General features: G+C 54.6%; 16 protein-coding genes. 7 read left to right on the forward strand and 9 right to left on the reverse strand.

Annotated elements, in window-relative coordinates:
- Positions 1 to 5: 5 nt before the first annotated feature.
- The 4 genes from narJ to hemN all read right to left on the reverse strand — a co-directional run bounded on the left by narJ (position 6) and on the right by hemN (position 7,718).
- A complete protein-coding gene (gene narJ, locus M0220_RS05790) occupies positions 6 to 824 on the reverse strand; it encodes a nitrate reductase molybdenum cofactor assembly chaperone (RefSeq protein ID WP_264018929.1) in 819 nt (272 codons plus the stop codon).
- Positions 817 to 2,379 (reverse strand): nitrate reductase subunit beta, encoded by a 1,563-nt coding sequence (narH, locus tag M0220_RS05795; RefSeq protein WP_030074550.1) that lies wholly within the window; start codon positions 2,377 to 2,379, stop codon positions 817 to 819. Before narH ends, narJ begins: the two co-directional genes overlap by 8 nt.
- A complete protein-coding gene (locus M0220_RS05800) occupies positions 2,376 to 6,158 on the reverse strand; it encodes a nitrate reductase subunit alpha (RefSeq protein WP_030074553.1) in 3,783 nt (1,260 codons plus the stop codon). The genes narH and M0220_RS05800 overlap by 4 nt, the downstream gene beginning before the upstream one ends.
- Before the next feature lie 174 nt (positions 6,159 to 6,332).
- A complete protein-coding gene (gene hemN, locus M0220_RS05805; protein WP_264019196.1) occupies positions 6,333 to 7,718 on the reverse strand; it encodes an oxygen-independent coproporphyrinogen III oxidase in 1,386 nt (461 codons plus the stop codon).
- A 202-nt stretch (positions 7,719 to 7,920) separates the two neighbouring features.
- Between hemN and ubiU the strand changes: the two genes are divergently transcribed.
- From ubiU to M0220_RS05820, 3 genes are all read left to right on the forward strand, one after another.
- On the forward strand, positions 7,921 to 8,916 hold the full coding sequence (gene ubiU / locus M0220_RS05810; RefSeq protein WP_030074557.1) for a ubiquinone anaerobic biosynthesis protein UbiU: 996 nt from the start codon (positions 7,921 to 7,923) through the stop codon (positions 8,914 to 8,916).
- Between the two features lie 9 nt (positions 8,917 to 8,925).
- The gene (locus M0220_RS05815; RefSeq protein ID WP_030074559.1) at positions 8,926 to 9,840 is read left to right on the forward strand and encodes a U32 family peptidase; all 915 of its coding nucleotides are present in this window, start codon (positions 8,926 to 8,928) and stop codon (positions 9,838 to 9,840) included.
- 164 nt (positions 9,841 to 10,004) lie between these two features.
- Positions 10,005 to 10,451, forward strand: a complete 447-nt coding sequence (locus M0220_RS05820) for an Rrf2 family transcriptional regulator (RefSeq protein WP_030074561.1) — start codon at positions 10,005 to 10,007, stop codon at positions 10,449 to 10,451.
- Between the two features lie 67 nt (positions 10,452 to 10,518).
- Here the strand turns inward: M0220_RS05820 and M0220_RS05825 are convergent, their stop codons facing one another.
- The gene (locus M0220_RS05825) at positions 10,519 to 11,742 is read right to left on the reverse strand and encodes an NnrS family protein (RefSeq protein ID WP_264018930.1); all 1,224 of its coding nucleotides are present in this window, start codon (positions 11,740 to 11,742) and stop codon (positions 10,519 to 10,521) included.
- Between the two features lie 166 nt (positions 11,743 to 11,908).
- On the opposite strand from M0220_RS05825, the gene hmpA reads away from it, so the two are divergent.
- The gene (hmpA, locus tag M0220_RS05830) at positions 11,909 to 13,081 is read left to right on the forward strand and encodes an NO-inducible flavohemoprotein (protein ID WP_264018931.1); all 1,173 of its coding nucleotides are present in this window, start codon (positions 11,909 to 11,911) and stop codon (positions 13,079 to 13,081) included.
- Between the two features lie 68 nt (positions 13,082 to 13,149).
- On the opposite strand, the gene ubiT is transcribed toward hmpA, so the two are convergent.
- The 4 genes from ubiT to M0220_RS05850 all read right to left on the reverse strand — a co-directional run bounded on the left by ubiT (position 13,150) and on the right by M0220_RS05850 (position 15,175).
- Complete coding sequence (gene ubiT, locus M0220_RS05835) at positions 13,150 to 13,647, reverse strand: ubiquinone anaerobic biosynthesis accessory factor UbiT (protein ID WP_051690206.1); 498 nt, start codon at positions 13,645 to 13,647, stop codon at positions 13,150 to 13,152.
- A 127-nt stretch (positions 13,648 to 13,774) separates the two neighbouring features.
- Positions 13,775 to 14,161: a SirB2 family protein gene (locus tag M0220_RS05840; RefSeq protein WP_264018932.1), complete on the reverse strand. Its 387-nt coding sequence runs from the start codon at positions 14,159 to 14,161 to the stop codon at positions 13,775 to 13,777.
- 9 nt (positions 14,162 to 14,170) lie between these two features.
- A complete protein-coding gene (locus tag M0220_RS05845) occupies positions 14,171 to 14,563 on the reverse strand; it encodes a ribonucleotide reductase subunit alpha (protein ID WP_264018933.1) in 393 nt (130 codons plus the stop codon).
- A gap of 42 nt (positions 14,564 to 14,605) precedes the next feature.
- On the reverse strand, positions 14,606 to 15,175 hold the full coding sequence (locus tag M0220_RS05850; protein WP_232222408.1) for a hypothetical protein: 570 nt from the start codon (positions 15,173 to 15,175) through the stop codon (positions 14,606 to 14,608).
- Positions 15,176 to 15,351: 176 nt separating this feature from the next.
- On the opposite strand from M0220_RS05850, the gene M0220_RS05855 reads away from it, so the two are divergent.
- The 3 genes from M0220_RS05855 (at position 15,352) to M0220_RS05865 (ending at position 19,766) form a co-directional block, all read left to right on the forward strand.
- Positions 15,352 to 17,268 (forward strand): type IV pili methyl-accepting chemotaxis transducer N-terminal domain-containing protein, encoded by a 1,917-nt coding sequence (locus M0220_RS05855; protein WP_264018934.1) that lies wholly within the window; start codon positions 15,352 to 15,354, stop codon positions 17,266 to 17,268.
- A complete protein-coding gene (gene narL, locus M0220_RS05860; protein WP_030074577.1) occupies positions 17,268 to 17,936 on the forward strand; it encodes a two-component system response regulator NarL in 669 nt (222 codons plus the stop codon). The genes M0220_RS05855 and narL overlap by 1 nt, the downstream gene beginning before the upstream one ends.
- A gap of 237 nt (positions 17,937 to 18,173) precedes the next feature.
- Positions 18,174 to 19,766, forward strand: a complete 1,593-nt coding sequence (locus M0220_RS05865) for an MFS transporter (protein WP_030074579.1) — start codon at positions 18,174 to 18,176, stop codon at positions 19,764 to 19,766.
- Positions 19,767 to 19,774: the final 8 nt, after the last annotated feature.

Consider the following 19,774-nt stretch of genomic DNA (forward strand, 5'->3'; position numbering starts at 1 on the left):
CTCCTTTAACGATTGGCATGGTGTGCGTTGGTAGCAGGCATGATGCGTACCGGCTGGCTCTGAACCGTATGTTTGCGCTCGGCCAGACGACGGCCTTCGGCAGACTGCAGTGCACAATCCTCGTCTGAGCTAGCAGAGAAGCGCACCGCTTCTTCTTCCCATACTGCATCTAGCGCTTCGGGAGTGTTGTCGGGTGCTTCTTTTTTGACCTGGAGACGGTGCTCTTCTACATCGCCTTCAGCGCCCACTAACGCCAAGAGCGATAGCGGCACCAGGGCGTGATCAGACCCCCGCTCTTCCAACCGAGCGGTAAGCAACGCCAGGATATGACGTATTTCGCCCAGCCAGCGGCCAATCTCCGCGTCGTCACACATCGAAAGGTATTCAAGAAACACCGGCAAATGATCGGGTAGCTCCCGTGCGTCCAATTCAAAACCAGCGGCGCTGTACTCAGCCATGAGATCCACCATGGCTTGACCACGGTCGCGGGATTCACCGTGCACATGCTCGAACAACAGCAAAGACGTGGCGCGGCCTTTGTCGAACATCGCCACGTACTCGGCCTGCAGCTCCAGCAGATCGCCTTCATGAAGGCGCTGGCACCACTCCATCAATGAGGACTTGAGGGCCGCTCCCAGGCGGCGCTCAGCATTGAGAATTTCGATGAGTTCGCCGCAGGCGTCCTGCAGCGCTTGAGTCGGATAGTCGAGCAGGCGGGCAAGTACCCGTAGGCTACGCATGCCCTGCAAAGGCTCGCTCGGTGCGTCTAACATTGCCTCTAGCGGGGCCGATGAGACTGGCGTTGGAATGGCAGCATCAGTCATGACGAGTCTCCTCAAATTGGGGCTGCGGGTCGAAGACCTCTGCCGGTTTCACCAAAACGCTGGTCTGCTTACGGCCATTAAACAGGTTCGGCTGGCTCTCGCCGTGGCAACCATCACCAAAGGTGAAGCCACAACCACCCCGTTCGGGGAAGGCTTCGGTGGCCATTTCGCGGTGGCTGGTGGGAATAACGAAACGATCTTCGTAGTTGGCAATCGCCAAGTAGCGATACATCTCTTCCACTTGAGCAACGCTGAGCCCCACCGCATCTAATACCTCGGCATTCGGCGCGCCATCCACATGCTTACCGCGCATGTAAACGCGCATCGCCATTAAGCGCTTGAGCGCCAGCACTACCGGCTCTTCCTCACCGGCGGTCAATAAATTCGCCAGGTACTTCACTGGAATACGTAGCGATTCAATCTTGGGCAGGATGCCGTCGAACTCTACGTGACCGGCTTCAGCGGCAGACTGAATCGGCGATAGCGGCGGCACGTACCACACCATCGGCAGCGTGCGGTATTCAGGATGCAGCGGCAGCGCTAACCCCCAGTCAATAGCCATCTTGTAGACGGGCGATGCCTGAGCCGCTTTGATGACGTTGTCCTGAATGCCATCTTTTTTCGCTTGGGCAATGACTTCCGGATCATGGGGATCAAGGAAGATGTCGCACTGACGATGGTAAAGGTCGCGCTCGTCCGGCGAGCTGGCGACTTCTTCAATACGGTCAGCGTCATACAGCAGCACGCCCAGGTAACGAATGCGGCCGACACAGGTCTCAGAGCAGATGGTCGGCTGACCCGCCTCAATACGCGGATAGCAGAAGATGCACTTCTCGGACTTACCGGTTTTCCAGTTGTAGTAGATCTTTTTATAGGGGCAGCCAGAAATACACATCCGCCAGCCGCGGCACTTGTCCTGGTCGATCAGAACAATGCCATCCTCTTCCCGCTTGTAGATCGCACCGCTTGGGCACGAAGCTACACAGGTGGGGTTTAAACAGTGCTCGCATAAGCGCGGCAGATACATCATGAAGGTGTTTTCAAACTGGCCGTAAATATCCGCCTGCACCTTGTCGAAGTTGGCATCTTTACGTCGTTTGGCGAACTCAGTACCGAGGATCTCCTCCCAGTTGGGACCCCATTCGATCTTCTTCATACGCTCGCCAGAAATCAGCGAACGAGGGCGTGCCACCGGCTGATGCTCACCGATTTTGGCGGTATGCAGGTGCTGGTAATCGAACGTGAACGGCTCGTAGTAGTCGTCCATATCGGGCAGATCAGGATTGGCGAAAATATTCGCCAATACACGCCACTTGCCGCCGATGCGTGGCTCAATCCGACCATCGGTACGGCGCATCCAGCCGCCCTTCCATTTAGCTTGGTTCTCCCACTCTTTGGGGTAGCCAATGCCGGGTTTGGTTTCAACGTTATTGAACCAGGCGTACTCCATACCTTCGCGGCTGGTCCAGACATTTTTACAGGTCACCGAACACGTGTGGCAGCCGATACACTTATCTAAGTTGAGGACCATGCCTACCTGGGAACGAATCTTCATTTCACGGCCTCCTGAACGCTGTCATTGCCTTCGCCATCCAGCCAGTCAACGTGTTTCATCTTGCGTACCAACACGAACTCGTCGCGGTTAGAGCCGACAGTGCCGTAGTAATTAAAGCTGTAAGAGAGTTGCGCGTAGCCACCGATCATATGGGTGGGCTTGGGGCACACCCGGGTAACCGAGTTATGGATGCCGCCACGGGTGCCGGTAATCTCAGAGCCGGGCACGTTTACCTGGCGCTCCTGAGCGTGATACATCATCACCATGCCGTCTTTGACGCGCTGGCTGACTACCGCCCGCGCCGCAATAGAGCCATTGGCGTTATAAACCTCGATCCAGTCGTTGTCCTCAATATCAATCGAGGCAGCGTCTGCCTCGGACAGCCACACCACCGGGCCACCACGGTTAAGTGTCAACATCATCAAGTTGTCGGAATACGTGGAGTGGATGCCCCACTTCTGGTGCGGCGTAATAAAATTCAGCGCCTTGCTCTTAAAGCCGTTATCAGCAGGCAGCGTGAAGCCTTTGGCCGCCTTGGTATCGATAGGCGGACGATAGACCAGCAGGCTTTCGCCGAAAGCACGCATCCAGGCATGATCTTGATAGAACTGCTGACGGCCGCTCACGGTGCGCCATGGAATGAGCTCATGGACGTTGGTATAGCCCGCGTTATAGGAGACGTGTTCATCCTCAAGACCCGACCAGGTGGGGCTGGAAATGATCTTGCGTGGCTGAGCAACGATGTCGCGGAAACGGATTTTCTCGTCATGCTTCGGCGTTGCCAGGTGGGTATGATCGCGCCCGGTAATTTTGGAGAGCGCATCCCAGGCTTTTACCGCCACCTGACCATTGGTTTCCGGCGCGAGGGTCAGAATCATTTCAGCGGCATCGATCGCACTGTCGATCAGCGGCCGCCCTTTATGCGGGCCATCCAGCTTGCGATGGTTAAGTTTTCCTAATAGCTCGACTTCATCGTCGGTATTCCAGGCAATGCCCTTGCCGCCATTGCCAATACTTTCCAGCAGCGGCCCTACAGAGGTAAAGCGCTCATAGGTTTCGGGGTAGTTGCGCTTAACTTCGATCAGCGAGGGCATGGTTTTACCAGGAATCGGCGCGCATTCGCCCTTTTTCCAGTCCATCACCGCTGGCTGAGCCAACTCTCCTGGCGAGTCGTGCTGCATCGGCAGGGTAACCAGATCGGTTTCCTCGCCCAGGTGGCCGACACACACTTTAGAGAACGCTTTAGCAATACCCTTGTAAATATCCCAGTCGCTGCGCGATTCCCACGCCGGATCAGTGGCGGCGGTCAGCGGGTGGATAAACGGGTGCATATCAGAGGTATTGAGGTCGTCCTTCTCGTACCAGGTCGCCGTGGGCAATACGATATCCGAGTACAGGCAGGTAGTGGACATGCGGAAGTCCAGCGTCACCAGCAGGTCGAGCTTGCCTTCTGGCGCTTCGTCACGCCACACGACTTCTTCAGGCTTCTGACCACCGAAGTCGCCCAAGTCTTTGCCTTGAATGCCATGGCGAGTACCCAGCAGGTACTTGAGCATGTACTCGTGGCCTTTACCGGAGCTGCCCAGTAGGTTCGAGCGCCAAATGAACATATTGCGCGGGAAGTTCTCTGGCGCATCCGGATCTTCCGCTGCAAAGCGTAGTTCACCGCTCTTGAGCTGCTGCACCGCATAGTCGGCGGTAGACATACCCGCAGCTTCGGCTTTTTTGGCGAGGCGTAGCGGGTTAGTGTCCAACTGAGGTGCTGACGGCAGCCAACCCATACGCTCAGCGCGCACGTTAAAGTCGATCAAACTGCCTGGGTAATCCTCAGCCTTGGCTAACGGTGAAAGAATCTCTTTGATCTCAAGCTTTTCATAGCGCCACTGGGAAGAGTGGTTATAGAAGAATGAGGTAGAGTTCATGTGGCGCGGCGGGCGCTGCCAGTCTAGGCCGAAGGCCAGTGGCGTCCAGCCAGTCTGCGGGCGCAGTTTTTCCTGACCCACGTAGTGGGCCCAACCACCACCGCTCTGACCAATACAGCCACACATCACCAGCATGTTGATCAGACCACGGTAGTTCATGTCCATGTGGTACCAGTGGTTCATACCGGCACCGACGATGATCATGCTACGACCGTTGGTTTTGTTAGCGTTGTCAGCAAATTCACGGGCAATACGGGTGCACTGCTCTGCCGAAACACCGGTGATTTTTTCCTGCCATGCGGGGGTATAGGGACGAACCTGGTCAAACGAGGTCGCGCCATCATCTTCGCCATCACCGGCAAAGCCACGGTCGATGCCGTAGTTAGCACACATCAGGTCAAAGACGGTGACCGCCAGCATCTCGCTGCCATCCGCCTTCTTCAAACGTTTGGCGGGCAAATTGTGGAACAGCAGGTCATCGGCAGCGCCAACACCAGACCCTTTGACGTGCTCAAAGTGCTCGTGCTCAATGCCACCGAAGTAAGGGAACGCCACGCGTGCAACGCTATCGTGGTGAGCTGCTAAGCTGAGGAGCGGCTTGATCTCAGTGCCCGCAGCATCCAGCGATTCCAGGTTCCATTTACCGATTTCATCACCGGTTTCACCCCAGCGGAAACCAATAGAGCCACGCGGCACTACCAGCTGATCGCGGGTTTCGTCCCAGGCAACGGTTTTCCATTCAGGGTTGTTTTCCTGACCCAGGGCGGCATCAAAATCACTGGCCCGCAATTGGCGGCCCGGCGCGAAGCTGCCATCCGCACGCGCTTCTAGTTCCACCAGGAACGGCATATCGGTATAGCGACGCACGTAGTCAGTGAAGTAGGCACTGGGGTTGTCGAGGTGGAACTCTTTGAGAATGACATGCCCCATGGCCATAGCTAGCGCGGCGTCGGTGCCCTGCTTGGCAGAGAGCCACTCGTCGGTGAGCTTGGAGACCTCAGCGTAGTCCGGCGTAATCGAGACGGTTTTGGTGCCTTTGTAGCGCACTTCGGTAAAGAAGTGGGCATCCGGGGTACGCGTCTGAGGGACGTTGGAACCCCAAGCGATGATGTAGCCGGAGTTATACCAATCGGCAGATTCAGGTACGTCGGTCTGCTCGCCCCAGGTCATGGGCGACGCGGGCGGCAAGTCGCAGTACCAGTCATAGAAGCTCATGCAGACGCCACCGATCAACGACAGGTAGCGGCTGCCAGCCGCATAGCTGACCATCGACATGGCGGGAATTGGCGAGAAGCCGATGATCCGGTCAGGGCCATACTGTTTGGCGGTGTAAACGTTCGAAGCCGCCACCAGCTCGTTTAGCTCGTCCCAGTCACCACGCACAAAGCCACCCATGCCGCGAGCACGCTTGTACTGCTTGGTCTTGGCGGGGTCTTCAACAATCGACGCCCACGCATCGACCGGGTCGGGATGTGCCTTAAGCGCTTCGCGCCATAGCGCCAGCAGTGGCTTACGAACCAATGGGTACTTAAGACGGTTAGCGCTATACATGTACCAGGAGTAGCTGGCACCGCGCGGGCAGCCACGCGGCTCATGGTTGGGCAGGTCGGGGCGGGTACGGGGGTAATCGGTCTGCTGGGTCTCCCAGGTTACCAGACCGTTTTTAACGTAAATTTTCCAGCTACACGAACCGGTGCAGTTAACACCGTGGGTGCTGCGGACCACTTTGTCGTGCTGCCAGCGGGCACGATAACTATCTTCCCATTGGCGGGATTCGCTGCGCAGTTCACCGTGTTCGTTGGCGAAGGGCTCGCGGGCCTTGCGGAAGAAATTCAGCCGATCTATGAAGTGACTCATGGTCGATCTCCAGGCTCCTCGGAAATTTGCATTACCCGTCAGGCGGGTTCCATAGAGAGGAGTCTGCGCGATCGACACTAGAATTACTGCGTGATTACCTCCATATACACCCCATCTACCCCCAAGGTGATAGAGCAGAAAACGTTAAGGAATAGACACTGGCTACCCATGTCATTATACGGTCCGCGAGTAGCGATTTTCCTTCGGCGTCAGGTAAGCATCAAACGCCATGGCGAGATTGCGGATCATTAACCGGCCCGCCGGCAACACCTCGACTTCATCGTTGCGCAAGGCAATCAAGCCATCGTCGGCCATCTCTTCCAGCTCCTTCAATGCCTTGGCGAAGTAACTGCCAAACTCAATGCCGTGGCGAGCCTCGATAGCAGCGAACTCAAGATGGCCGTGACACATCAGGGTATTGATGACATCACGACGTAGGATGTCGTCATCGCTGAGGCGATAGCCACGGAAGACCGGTAAACGCCCCTCGTCCAGTCGGTGCTGGTACTGGGCCGTCTCTTTCACGTTTTGACTGTAGGTATCCCCCACCTTGCCGATGGAGGTGATGCCTAACCCAATCATGTCGCAGTCGGCGTGGGTCGAATAGCCCTGAAAGTTACGCTGCAACGTGCCATTTTCACGGGCCACGCTCAGCTCGTCATCCGGCAAAGCGAAGTGGTCCATACCGATGTAGACGTAACCAGCAGCGGTCAGGCGATTAATCGTTAGCTCCAACAGCTCCAGCTTGCGCTCTGGCGGCGGCATATCCTCAGGGCGGATCAATCGCTGAGCCTTGAACAATTCCGGTAAATGAGCGTAGCTATAAGCGGCTATGCGATCTGGCTGTAGGTCAATAATCTTGCTCAGCGTGGTATCAAAACTGGCCACCGTCTGTAGCGGTAGGCCATAGATCAAATCCACACTGACTGATTCAAAGCCAGCGTCACGGGCGGCCTTAACCAGCGAGACCACCTGCTCTTCGCTCTGCACGCGGTTGACCGCTTGCTGCACCTCGTGATCGAAATCCTGCACACCGAAGCTCAACCGATTGAACCCTAGTGCGAACAGTTCATACACCTGCTCGGGGGTTACTGTGCGCGGGTCTACTTCTAGCGAAAACTCGCGCTCTTCAGGCGCGGCAAAATGAAAGGCATCATCCAATGTCGCCATCAACTCGCCCAACTGAGCGTTACTCAGATAAGTGGGCGTGCCGCCCCCTAGGTGAAGCTGCGTCATTCGTCGCGTGCTATCGAACAGCGCTCCTTGAACGCTAATCTCCTGCCTTAGCCACTGAAGATACTCCGCTGCCCGCTCGGTGTTATGAGTAATGATTTTATTGCAGGCGCAGTAGTAGCACAGGCTTTTGCAGAACGGGATATGTACATAAACCGACAGTGGCTTTGGTTCTTCAGCCTGATTACTGCGCTCGGCGGCGCTGCGATAGTCATCCTCGGCAAACGCCGCATGAAACTGTGGCGCCGTCGGGTAGGAGGTGTAGCGGGGTCCTGGCCGGTCATACTTTTCTACCAGGGGGCGGTTGAACAACGGCTCGTCTTGCATAATTAACGGGGTCTCTAGCGGTAGGCGCAGCAAGCGCTGGTTAATATTCATACAGTATACGTTTTTAAAAAAACCTGCATCCATCGCATGGCCCTGCGGCGTTCCGTCCCCTTTGAAAGCCTTCTCATAATGACCTGAGTCAAAGGGAGGCAAACAATAGGCGACTACTATGCTCAGGTTTTCATCTTAAGGAGTCTTCGCAATGGAGCTTGTATGCCCTGCTGGCAACTTGCCCGCCTTGAAGCGTGCGGTGGATGAAGGAGCCGATGCCGTTTACTTCGGTTTTCAAAATGCGACGAATGCGCGCCAGTTTGCTGGGCTAAATTTCACCGACAAGCGCGCCCGCGAAGGGATCGACTACGCCCATCAACGCGGCAAACGAATACTTTGCGCGATTAACACCTACCCCCAACCCGATGGCTGGCAACAGTGGACCCGCGCCGTGGATCAGGCGGCCGACCTAGGCGTCGATGCTTTAATTCTAGCCGATATGGGGCTACTTGATTACGCTGCCCAGCGCCACCCTAACGTGGCTCGACACCTGTCGGTACAAGGGTCGGCAACCAGCCATGAAGCACTACGTTTCTACCATGACCACTTTGGCATCACGCGTGCCGTATTGCCCCGAGTGTTATCTATCACCCAGGTACGTGACTTAGCCAAGCAAACGCCAGTGGAACTCGAAGTGTTTGCCTTTGGTAGCTTATGCATTATGGCGGAAGGCCGCTGCTACCTCTCTTCCTACCTCACCGGCGATTCACCCAACACGCGAGGCGTCTGCTCACCTGCGGCGCATGTTCGCTGGGAAGAGACGCCCCAAGGTCTAGAATCGCGGCTTAACAATGTGCTTATTGACCGCTACGCGGAAGGTGAACGCGCAGGCTACCCCACCCTGTGCAAAGGCCGCTTTGAGGTGGGCGGTGAGACCTATCACGCCATTGAAGAACCCACTAGCCTCAACACCCTGGAACTGTTGCCCGAATTGCGTGAACTGGGTATTAGCGCAGTTAAAATTGAAGGCCGCCAGCGCAGTCCCGCGTATGTGTCTAAAGTAGCCGGCATTTGGCGTCAAGCACTGGACCGTCTTGAAGATGCGCCTGGACGCTTTCAACCAGAACATGCCTGGATGGCTGGCCTTGCCGAGCTTTCCGAAGGTGCTACCACTACCTTAGGCGCCTACGAGCGACGCTGGAAATAGGAGCTCTCCATGTCTACCCCGACTCTGCAACTGTCCCTGGGCCCGGTACTGTTCTACTGGACACGAGAGCGCTACGCCAATTTCTACCGCGAAGCAGCCGACTGGCCGGTGGAGATCGTTACCCTAGGCGAGACCGTCTGCTCCAGGCGTCGCGATATGAAACTGGACGACTGGCTTGGCATTGGGCGCGAGCTTACCCAAGCGGGCAAGCAAGTGGTGCTCGCCAGCCAAACATTGATTGAATCTGAGGCCGATTTGCGCGACTTGCGCAAGCTCTGCGACAACGGCGACTTCATCGTAGAAGCCAACGACCAAAGCGCCTTACAACGCCTTTCGTGTGCTGGGCTACCGTTTATCGCTGGGGCTGCGCTGAATCTTTATAACCCCGCAACGCTGGGCGTTATGAAGCGCACTGGGATGCAGCGCTGGCAAGCACCGGTAGAAATGTCTAAAAAGGACTTGGCCCAGCTGATCGCCGACTGCCATCAGGCAGGTGTCAGCCAGCCCTGCGAGGTGTTTGCCTACGGCCACTTGCCACTCGCCTGGTCATCACGCTGTTTTACCGCGCGACGCCATCAAACGCCCAAAGATCGCTGCAAATTTGTTTGCCAAAAGTATCCTGAAGGCTTAGTACTACGTTCCCAAGAGTCTCGCGATGTTTTCACCCTCAACGGCATACAAACCCTCTCAAGCGCCTGTCAGGATCTTCGTTACGAACTACCGGACATGGCCGCCATGGGCGTGTCAGTAGCACGCCTTAGCCCACGGGCGGAAGGTATGGCAGAGATAGTTAAGGCCTTCGACCAAGCCCGCCAAAATAGGCTGCCTCCCCCTGACCCATTAAGCGTGGTGGATGCAGAGATCTGCGACGGCTACTGGTATGGCCGACCAGGCATGGACAATACCCGCACCGTCGCTAGCTAACGCAACGGAAAAGCGCCATCACGCCAAGGTCGCTTTTCCGTTTAAATGGCCTTGCCGTATGGCAGGGCCACCCGACATTTCACCTCAACAAGATTGCAACCTACTGAACATTCATACAACATACTCTTTATCAGCTTGACTACTCTCGGAGCCACGTAACCTCCATGCAGCTCACTCGATTTACTGATTATTCAATACGCGTATTGATCTTTCTTGCCGCTAAGGGAGAAGAGCGCTCCACCATTCATGAAATTGCCGACACCTTTCAAATTTCGCGCAATCATTTGATGAAAATCGTTCAGGAGCTTAGCCAGAAACACTACGTCACGGCTATTCGTGGCAAAAATGGCGGTTTACTGTTAACGCGTGACCCCGCCACTATTGGTCTGGGAGAGCTGGTGCGCGAGATGGAGCATGGCATGGCATTAGTCGAGTGCTTTCATAGCGATAATGCCTGCATCATTACTCCCGCCTGTCGTCTTCAACCGATTCTTAAAGAGGCATTATCCGCGTTTCTAGACGTCCTCGACCGCTATACGCTGGCTGACCTGCTGGGCAACCAGCAACCTGAACTGGCGCGTCTTATGCGTATTCCTACCCTCAGCGCTTAGTCCTTCAAAACCAGTCCTTCAAAACTAGTCCTTACAAACCAGTCCTTGAAAACCAGCCTTTGAAAACCTAGCCCTCCTGCCCATCGACGCGCGCCCGCATTAACGGCAACGTGTAGTGCGCCAGAAAGATAACGTAGGCCACACACCAGAAGGTGATGCTTAGCGTATAAGTCCAGTGGGTGATCTGGGGAAACAGCGCCAACACAGGGGAGCGCATAACGGCCGCTATTAGCATTAACCCTAGCGCTACGCCGATGCCCGGCAAGGTGCGTATTGGCCGACCGGTATGGCCGAGTGACACCCGAGCCATCATGGCTAGCATCATGACACCCATTCCCCCAATGCTCAGGGCATGAATCGCAAGTTCAGTGCGTATTAGCCCCATCAGTGCTAACACCCACATGACAAGCCCCAACGGGATGAAGGCATAGCTGCCATGCAATCCCCATAGCAACGGTTCGCGCCAGCTATGCAGCCCACCCCAGCGTGCCATCCGTAGCGTGTTAGCCAAGGCCGCGAAGAGCATTGTTCCACCCATGAATGCAACAGGAACGGCAACACCTAGCAAGATGGCCAGTTGCAAGAGTACAACACCGCCGGTACTGCCCAGTGTAGCCACTTCAAGTAGTGGAATAGGCGCTGGTTTGGGGCGCTTGAGACGATTAGCAGTAAACATGGCAATGACCCGCCCGCCCACTAAGGTCATCATCAATGTGATCAACAGCACCGCTAAGTAGGCAGCCTGGCGAATCATCTCGGGATCGCCGTTGACCACCCCCACGTGCATCGCCAGATTCGCCATCGCAAATAGCATAAGCACGGGGACAAAAATTAAATTACGCCAACGTTTTGCGGTCACTACTAGCGTCGCCATAACGATAGCAACGACGGGAAGAAAGGCGAGGTCGACGATCACTATCAGCCACCTCGGTAACGCTACAGAAAAGACTATCGGAAAGGCCATTAGCAGCCTACCTAACAGCCATAACACCACTAACGCGATCAACGGGCCGCCATTTAAGCTCGGTATCCCGGTCCAGTTGCGCACAGCGGTCAAGAGAAAACCTGCAACCACTGCTGCCGCAAAGCCGAATAGCATTTCATGTTGATGCCAAAAAATCAGCCCGCCGTAGGGGCGTAACAACATATTGCCGTGCCAAAAAGCTAACCACACCAGCAGAGATAGCACGCTAAACAGCGCGGCCAGTAGGAAGAAAGGACGAAACGCCAGTCGCACCAAGGGGAGCTGCTTACACGTGGAGGCTGGCTGGGATGAGGTAATCGTTGGCATGGCAGAATCCCGACTGAATTACTTGGAAATAGCATTGTGCGCTTTGCAATCTTCAAAAACCATGACAGGTATCAAAAATGCATCTTTTGGCGACACAGGTGGCATTTATTCCTTCTAGACCTTAAGATGCATTTATAAAGCATCTTAAAGAAAAGAGGTATTACCCGTGCTAACACTTGAACAGGAAAAGCTGATTAATGCGACGGCGCCCGTGGTTGCAGAACATCTGGACGCCATTACTCAGCATTTTTATCCGTTAATGTTTACCCGCTACCCTGAGGTCAAACCGCTCTTTAATGAGACTCATCAGCAAAGCGGAGGCCAGCCACGCGCCTTAGCTAACGCGGTATTGGCCTATGTAAAACTACGCAATAACCCTGCTCAAGCACGCGCCACGTTGGCCGTTGTGGTCAGTAAACATGTTTCTTTGGGTATTCTTCCAGAGCAGTACCCCATTGTGGGTGAATGCTTATTAGCAGCCATTGGTGATGTCCTTGGCGATGCCGTTACCCCCGCCATTGCCGATGCATGGGGAGCACTTTATAACGAACTCGCTGCTCTTTTAATCGATCTTGAAGACCAGCGTTACCGTGAATTCGAGCAACGACCCGGCGGCTGGCGGGGCACACGCCGGTTTAAGATTGCCAGCACCCAGCAGGAGAGCATCTTAATCCGCTCGTTTATTCTGGAACCCGAAGATGGTGGCAGCGTGGCTGACCATGAGCCTGGCCAATATATCGGTGTGCGCCTGACCATCAACGGTGAACAGGTCTATCGCCATTACAGCCTATCGGATATTCCCAATGGTCGGAGCTATCGCATCTCGATTAAACGCGAAGCAGAGGGGCAAGCCAGCCGTCATTTCCACGATGTCCTGCAACTAGGCGATAGCCTAGAGCTGCTTCCCCCCGCAGGTGATTTGACGCTGGTAGAAGGTGACGAACCGCTGCTGCTTGCCAGCGGAGGCGTCGGTCAAACACCCCTGCTACCCATAGCACGCCATGCGCTGGCGCTAGGGCGTCAGGTTGTCTATTTACACGCTGCCCTAGACGCCGATCACCACGCTTTCAATGGCGAGCTTGACGCTTTAAAAGCGGCCTACCCCCAACGTCTTCAGGCGGTCACTATTCATGAACGCGGAAACCGTGCCGATCATAACGGACGTATTGACCGCTCCTTATTAGCCGACTACCTGCCTGGGCCTATGGCACGCTGCTATTTTGTTGGCCCCCAGGGTTTCATGACCGCCATTAATAGTGCGCTGTCTGAGCTGGGCATTAGCGCAGACCGCCGCCACTTTGAGCACTTCGGCCCCTCACGTCCCCTCGACGCGGCTTGATAACAAGTGGCCTTGGCGAAGGACCGAGGCCACCTATTAAACATCCAGCGAGGCTGGAGACGATGACATTATGCCCTGCGCGCAAACCTCTCTAGCCCTATTAACACCTCCCCCAAGCGCCCTTGGGCGAAACTCTCTTCACGTCCATCAAGTAGGTTCTTCAGCGTCAGTCCCAGCTCCGTATCGCCTTCAATGACTAAGCGGCGCTGAAAAAACAGGCTATCGGGGTCTTCGCGACGCGTCGCCAGACACAAAAATTCGCGCCAGCCACCACGAATAGTTGCCTCGCCAAGTTCACGGCACACGACCAAACGCTGGGCTTCCAACGTCAAGCTGAGCGCTATCCCTAAATCGGCAATGGCTAGCGTAATACGCCGCCCTTCTAAAACATCGAACTCCCCTTCTTGAAGAGGCTCAGCAAACGTATGGTTAAGTAAAGACTCGACCACACGCTGCTTGATAATAAAAGGCACCTTCGGATCAAGAAGACGAATCAAATGTTCAAGGTTTATCGGTAGCGGCAGCACTGCAGATGGCCTTGGAACAGCAAACGGTAGCAATGACACTAAACGCACTCCTACATAAAGGAATCAATGGCGAACACCACAGGGGTCTATGTAAACGACCGAGTTCGATGCTAAGCACTGTGAGGGCGCTTAACCCTGATATGCATCAGGAGAGGCGCGGATAACGTCACGCTAACCAGGAAAGTGGGCTGTGGCGAATAGCGGCCCCCACCATATAGGCAAATAAAACGATAGCTACCAGGGCGGCAACCGCGCGCGTTTGGGGTGTTTTCCCACGTTTAATCGCAAAGGTACCAATACCGATATACGCCAGTAATGCCAGCAGTTTGGCGCCAAGCCAAGGAAGCTGCCAGGGCCATATAGAGAGCAGCATGAGTAAGGTGACCCCCAGCCCCAACAGAGCAGTATCGATGAGATGGGGCAGCACCCTAACCCAGCGCGCGTTGAGCCGAGGGCTTTCTCGCACTGACCACCATGCGCGCACGACAAAAAGCGTAATACTCAACACCGCAGCCGTGACATGCAGATGCTTGATGACAAAATAGTGCTCCACGGAACATCCTCAGCCAACGTTAACGGCATCGCCCTGATGATCGAAAGCAATGAACGAGGTAATGTTGCCCATTTGTAACGACTCGGTCATTCGCTGAAGCTGACGTTCAACGTCGGCATCATCGGCAGGGTCGTCCATGGCCGCCGCAAATACCAAATCCCATTCAAACCCAGTACGCCGAGACTCCTCAACCAACGCCGCCATACTGCTCAGTTCATCTATCGACTTGTCCACGCAGACGACAGGCACCAGCACACCGCCCTCGCCCTGTTCGAAACGGCGACGCTGTTCAGCATCAGGAAAATCGGGCAGCTCAGCGTGAACGAACACAAATAGCAACCGCTGGGGCTTCGCTTGCTGACGCGCTTCTTGCAGTAGATCGGAAAATGTCGCTATGGTCATAAAAAGCGCCTTATCGTTAGTTGGTTAAATGAGTTGATGGCATTATTCAGGTGACTCGACAAACAGCCATAACAGCAGCATTATCATGATTAATGGAATGAGCAGGCTCAGAGGTGCGGCCCGCCAACCATAGGCTTGAACCACTAAGGGTTCCATGCGTAAAGAAAATCCCACGCCTGCCGCGATGGCCAGGAAGAGTCCTATTAATAAGCATTTCAGGCAGCCAGGCATCCAACCGTTGGCATGGGCGATGCCAGTGGCAATAACAGCACCTCCCACCCCTAACCCCCCTCCTACCAGCAGAAATTCACCAGGTTGATTGGCCACCCCAAACCCAATGAGCACCAGCGCCAGCCCCAACAGCAGCCATTGCATCAGGCGGCACGTGCTGTTGCGGCGAGCCAACCGCCATGCAGGCCAGGCCAATAGGGCACCGCTACCCAGCGGTAACAGCACGTAGACAGGATGAATAGCGAGCAGGGTATACAGTGTCCAGCTGGCTACCGCTAACGCGCTGGCCAGCGGCATCAATAGCATGGCTACCAGCATCTGGTAGCCATTGACTGGCTCTTTTGATGTCTTCAGTGACGAAGGTGGCGTAGGTGAAAGCATGGTGTTTCCCGGCGAGGGTATGAAGACATCAGAAGACGTGCCAGAATTGTCGTTAAATGCCGGGTTTAGGTCAAAAAGCATCGGAGGTAGACGGGCTAACCCCAAAGTAATAGCCCCCATATCGAGAGCCAGTCAATGCCACACTTTTCTAGCACTTGTGCGTTTTCGAAACCGTCATGAAATTACTGCAACGCTCCCTCGTAGCTCGCATTATTGCGTCTCTGTTAGCAATTAGCGGGATGGCACTAATTAGCATCACCCTAACCATGGCAATGTCCAACAGTACCCGTGGCGATGCTGCTGCCATTAACGTTGCTGGGTCTTTACGCATGAACGCCTACCAGATTATGGGAGCATTGCAGCGCGTTGAGTATGGCCCACAAGAGACGAATGAAGAGCGGCTCAACAGCGTAGAACAGCTCGAAACTTTAGTGGCCCGTTTCGATCAGCGGTTATACAGCGCCGCGTTGGAACAAAGCATCCCCCTTGATGAGCACCATGAGGCTCGTCATCAGCTAGAAAAAATTCAGACCTACTGGCAACGCACGCTTAGCCCTGCTCTTGAAGATGCTCCTACTGGTGATGGTATCGCGTTGGATGCTTTCCATAGCATGATCGCCACCCTAGTCAGCGACATTGAGATCCTCGTAACGCAGCTTGAGAACAGCACCGAAGCGAAGGTAAGGCTGCTGGGCTTGATGCAAGTGCTCTTTCTTGTGTTGATCGCCATTGTGGTGTTGATTTCACTTTACGACGTTCGCCACAATTTGGTGTTGCCATTGCGTCAGCTGATGGTGCTCGCCAGGGAGGCAGCACAACGTAACTTTACACCGCGCTCGCAGATTCGCGGCAGCGACGAGCTGGCTTTACTTGGCGACACCTTCAACACGATGTCTGCTGAGTTGGCCTCTAGCTATGCCGCGCTGGAAGACAAGGTATCGCGCAAGAAACTGGAGCTTGAGCGCAGCAACCAGGCGATGCGGGTGATGCATGATGCCAGTCGTTCACTTTATGGTGGCGGTAATGACCTGTGTTCCAGCGCAGCGCCTATGCTACGTGAATTAGAAGAACTGCTGACGCTTGGGCCGATACGACTATCTCTGAACGACCCTTTTGATCAGCGGGAAATGCCCGTTTTAGAAACCCATTCACGCACTCGGCCAGAGTATTGTCGCGATCAACATTGCCATGCTTGTCTGATAGACCCCCGCCCGCTAGAGATCATGGCCAGCGACCAAGCACAATGCTTGCTGTTACCTATCAGCGTAGGTGACACGCTGCTAGGCACTCTGGAGGTGTGGTATCCAAACGAACGCCTCAACGATAGTACGCGTCGGCTGCTCACTATTTTAGCCGACCAGCTCGCCACGGCAGTGTACCTTCAGCGACGCATCGAAGAGGAGCAGCATGTCACGCTGATTAACGAACGAACCATCATCGCCCGAGAGCTGCACGACTCATTGGCTCAGTCGTTATCGTACCTCAAGATGCAGGTCGCTCGACTCGAACGCATGCAGCAAAAAGATGCCACAAAAGAGGCTCAAGCAGCCGTGTTTGATGAACTACGTGTCGGCTTAAACAGCGCCTATCGCCAACTGCGTGAACTGCTAACTACCTTCAGGCTTAAGCTTGAAGGGCCAGGCCTTCAATCTGCCTTGCGTCAAACCGTTGATGAATTTACCCAGCGAATGGGGGCGACCGTAGAACTGAACTACGATGTACCGCCTTATTTACTGAACCCCAATGAAGATATTCACGTGCTGCAAATCATTCGTGAAGCGCTGGCCAATACTCATAAGCATGCCCAAGCTCATTGGGCGGCGGTTACCGTGCGCTTTGCCGATGCTCAGCTGCTTGTACGTGTTGAAGATGACGGTATCGGGCTGGAAGACGATAGCTCGCCACCGATGCACTATGGGTTGGTGATTATACGTGACCGAGCGACCACCCTGAATGGAGAACTAAGCATTGCTAACCGCCCCACCGGGGGGACCCGCATAGAGCTTGTCTTTACCCCATTAACTGCTCGCTTGATCCAACAGCAGCCCACTGCGGCTGACTCCGACTCTCATTTTGGTACTGGGGCTTCATAATGACGCTGACAACCGCTAACGATTCACCTGCCAGTCTGCTGATCATCGATGACCATCCACTGCTACGCCGTGGCGTAGCTCAGCTGCTAGAGCTTGAAGATGACCTTGAGTTAGTTGGCGAAACAGGCAACCCTGAAGAGGGCATTGCGCTGGCGCTTTCCATGGAACCCGACCTGGTATTACTGGATTTAAACATGCCGGGCGTGAACGGGTTAGAGGCTTTACGCCGCCTACGAGAAGCTAACTACAGCGGCCGAGTGGTAATGTTTACTGTTTCTGATCACGAAGACGATGTTGTCTCTGCGCTACGCACCGGGGCAGACGGCTATCTACTAAAAGATATGGAACCAGAAGACATGGTTCGCCAACTGCGCCAAGCAGCCCTAGGACGTATGGTGATTAGTGAAAGCCTAACCGCATTGCTGGCCGAAGCGCTGCGTAATCAACGCAATGCGCCCACTACCCCCGACGTTCACAGCCTGACGCAGCGCGAACGAGAAATTCTCCAGCAACTGGCGGGCGGGTTATCTAATAAGCTCATCGCACGCAAATTGGATATTACCGAAGGAACCGTCAAGGTCCACGTTAAGCATCTACTCAAAAAGCTTAACCTACGCTCTCGTGTCGAAGCCGCTGTTTGGGCAGTGCAAGAAGGACTGGATCACTAGCCGACTCTGAGTGGTTACCTCCAAAGACTTCTTGGGTACTTTTACACTGTTTTAATTTTACCCCCTCTGATTTTTTCTCTTTAAAATCAATTAGCTTATCTCTCTCAGCGACTACCTCTCAAGTGGTATGTCGCTGATTTTCGAGCCTTTTCCCCTGGTTTCCCTACTCTCCTCTCAGGCGTATCTTGCCGGTTAATAGCTGTTTGCAGAAAGGTTTAATGCCAAGGGGAAACCGCCATGAGCAAAAGAAACGCCGACATTGAGAAGTGGGATGTCGAGGACGCCCACTTCTGGGAACAAACAGGCAAACGGGTCGCTAACCGCAACCTGTGGATATCCATCCCTAGCCTGCTGATGGGCTTTGCTGTCTGGATGATGTGGGGAATGATCACCACTCAAATGCAAAACCTCGGTTTTACATTTACGATTAATCAACTTTTTTCCCTAACGGCGCTTGCCGGACTTGCTGGTGCCACACTGCGTATTCCAGCGTCGTTTATGATCCGTATTGCTGGCGGGCGTAACACCATTTTCTTAACGACCGCCCTATTGATGATCCCTGCCGCGGGTACTGGGCTTGCACTTATGAACCCAGGCACGCCGTTCTGGGTATTCCAAGCCTTGGCACTACTCTCTGGCATCGGGGGCGGTAACTTTGCTTGCTCAATGAGCAATATTTCTACCTTCTACCCCAGTAAGCAGCAAGGCTATGCCCTGGGTATGAATGCGGGGCTAGGCAATTTTGGCGTTACCACCATGCAGATCGTCATCCCGCTGGTAATGACCGTTGGTATTTTCGGCGCTCTTGCTGGTGCTCCGCTAGAGCTGCAAAGCGCCAGTGGCACCTTAATTGGCCGCATCGAAGCAGGTACCGACACATGGATTCAGAATGCTGGCTTTATCTGGCTCGTATTCCTGATTCCTTTAGCGTTCGCCGGCTGGTTTGGAATGAATAACCTGCGCACCATTACCCCCAACCCCGGCTCTCCGCTGGCGGCTTTCAGTAAAATATTAGGGCTCTATGGCGTAGGTTTAGTGACTGCGATCATCGGCATGCTGGCTCTCGGTTGGCTTAATATGTGGATTGCTCTGCCGCTAACCATTGTGCTAACTCTGGTGTTGCTGCGCCTGATTCCAGGCGACATTAAGCCCAATATTCAGAAGCAGTTCGCGATATTTTCCAATAAGCACACCTGGTCAATGACGGTTCTCTACATCCTGACCTTCGGCTCTTTTATTGGCTTCTCTGCGGCACTGCCCCTCTCTATTAACGTTATCTTCGGCAATATGATGGAAGTGGCCGCCGATGGCTCACTCACCCGCGTAGCCAATCCAGAGGCCCCCAGCGCCTTAACATGGGCTTGGATAGGCCCCTTTGTAGGTGCACTGATACGCCCGTTGGGCGGTTGGATTTCCGACAAGGTGGGCGGCTCAATCGTCACCCAACTTATCTCTGCGGTTATGGTGGTCGCCTCTATGGCCACCGGCTATGTGATGATGCTGGCCTATAACGCCACTGACCCCAACCAATTCTTCTGGATATTCCTTCTGCTGTTCATTGTGCTATTCGCCGCCAGCGGCATTGGCAATGGTTCAACCTTCCGCAGCATAGGCGTGATTTTCGATCAGCAACAGAAAGGCCCGGTACTGGGGTGGACCTCTGCCGTTGCCGCCTATGGCGCTTTCATCGCCCCTCGGGTCATGGGCGAACAAATTCAAGCCGGCACACCGGAACTGGCTATGTATGGTTTCGCGGCCTTCTACGCGATTTGCCTTGTTATTAACTGGTGGTTCTACCTGCGCAAGGGTGCCTACGTTAAAAACCCCTGACCTATGTT

The organism is Halomonas qinghailakensis, from assembly GCF_025820815.1.
GTDB classification, from domain to species: Bacteria; Pseudomonadota; Gammaproteobacteria; order Pseudomonadales; family Halomonadaceae; genus Vreelandella; species Vreelandella qaidamensis.

Excerpts from the sequence above, each read along its gene's own strand:
- M0220_RS05800 (WP_030074553.1), bottom strand. The coding sequence starts at position 6,158 with ATGAGTCACTTCATAGATCGGCTGAATTTCTTCCGCAAGGCCCGCGAG.
- M0220_RS05825 (WP_264018930.1), bottom strand. The coding sequence starts at position 11,742 with ATGCCAACGATTACCTCATCCCAGCCAGCCTCCACGTGTAAGCAGCTC.
- M0220_RS05865 (WP_030074579.1), top strand. The coding sequence starts at position 18,174 with ATGAGCAAAAGAAACGCCGACATTGAGAAGTGGGATGTCGAGGACGCC.
- M0220_RS05850 (WP_232222408.1), bottom strand. The coding sequence starts at position 15,175 with ATGCTTTCACCTACGCCACCTTCGTCACTGAAGACATCAAAAGAGCCA.
- M0220_RS05815 (WP_030074559.1), top strand. The coding sequence starts at position 8,926 with ATGTCTACCCCGACTCTGCAACTGTCCCTGGGCCCGGTACTGTTCTAC.
- narJ (WP_264018929.1), bottom strand. The coding sequence starts at position 824 with ATGACTGATGCTGCCATTCCAACGCCAGTCTCATCGGCCCCGCTAGAG.
- hemN (WP_264019196.1), bottom strand. The coding sequence starts at position 7,718 with ATGCAAGACGAGCCGTTGTTCAACCGCCCCCTGGTAGAAAAGTATGAC.
- narH (WP_030074550.1), bottom strand. The coding sequence starts at position 2,379 with ATGAAGATTCGTTCCCAGGTAGGCATGGTCCTCAACTTAGATAAGTGT.
- M0220_RS05820 (WP_030074561.1), top strand. The coding sequence starts at position 10,005 with ATGCAGCTCACTCGATTTACTGATTATTCAATACGCGTATTGATCTTT.
- ubiU (WP_030074557.1), top strand. The coding sequence starts at position 7,921 with ATGGAGCTTGTATGCCCTGCTGGCAACTTGCCCGCCTTGAAGCGTGCG.
- M0220_RS05855 (WP_264018934.1), top strand. The coding sequence starts at position 15,352 with ATGAAATTACTGCAACGCTCCCTCGTAGCTCGCATTATTGCGTCTCTG.
- M0220_RS05845 (WP_264018933.1), bottom strand. The coding sequence starts at position 14,563 with ATGACCATAGCGACATTTTCCGATCTACTGCAAGAAGCGCGTCAGCAA.
- narL (WP_030074577.1), top strand. The coding sequence starts at position 17,268 with ATGACGCTGACAACCGCTAACGATTCACCTGCCAGTCTGCTGATCATC.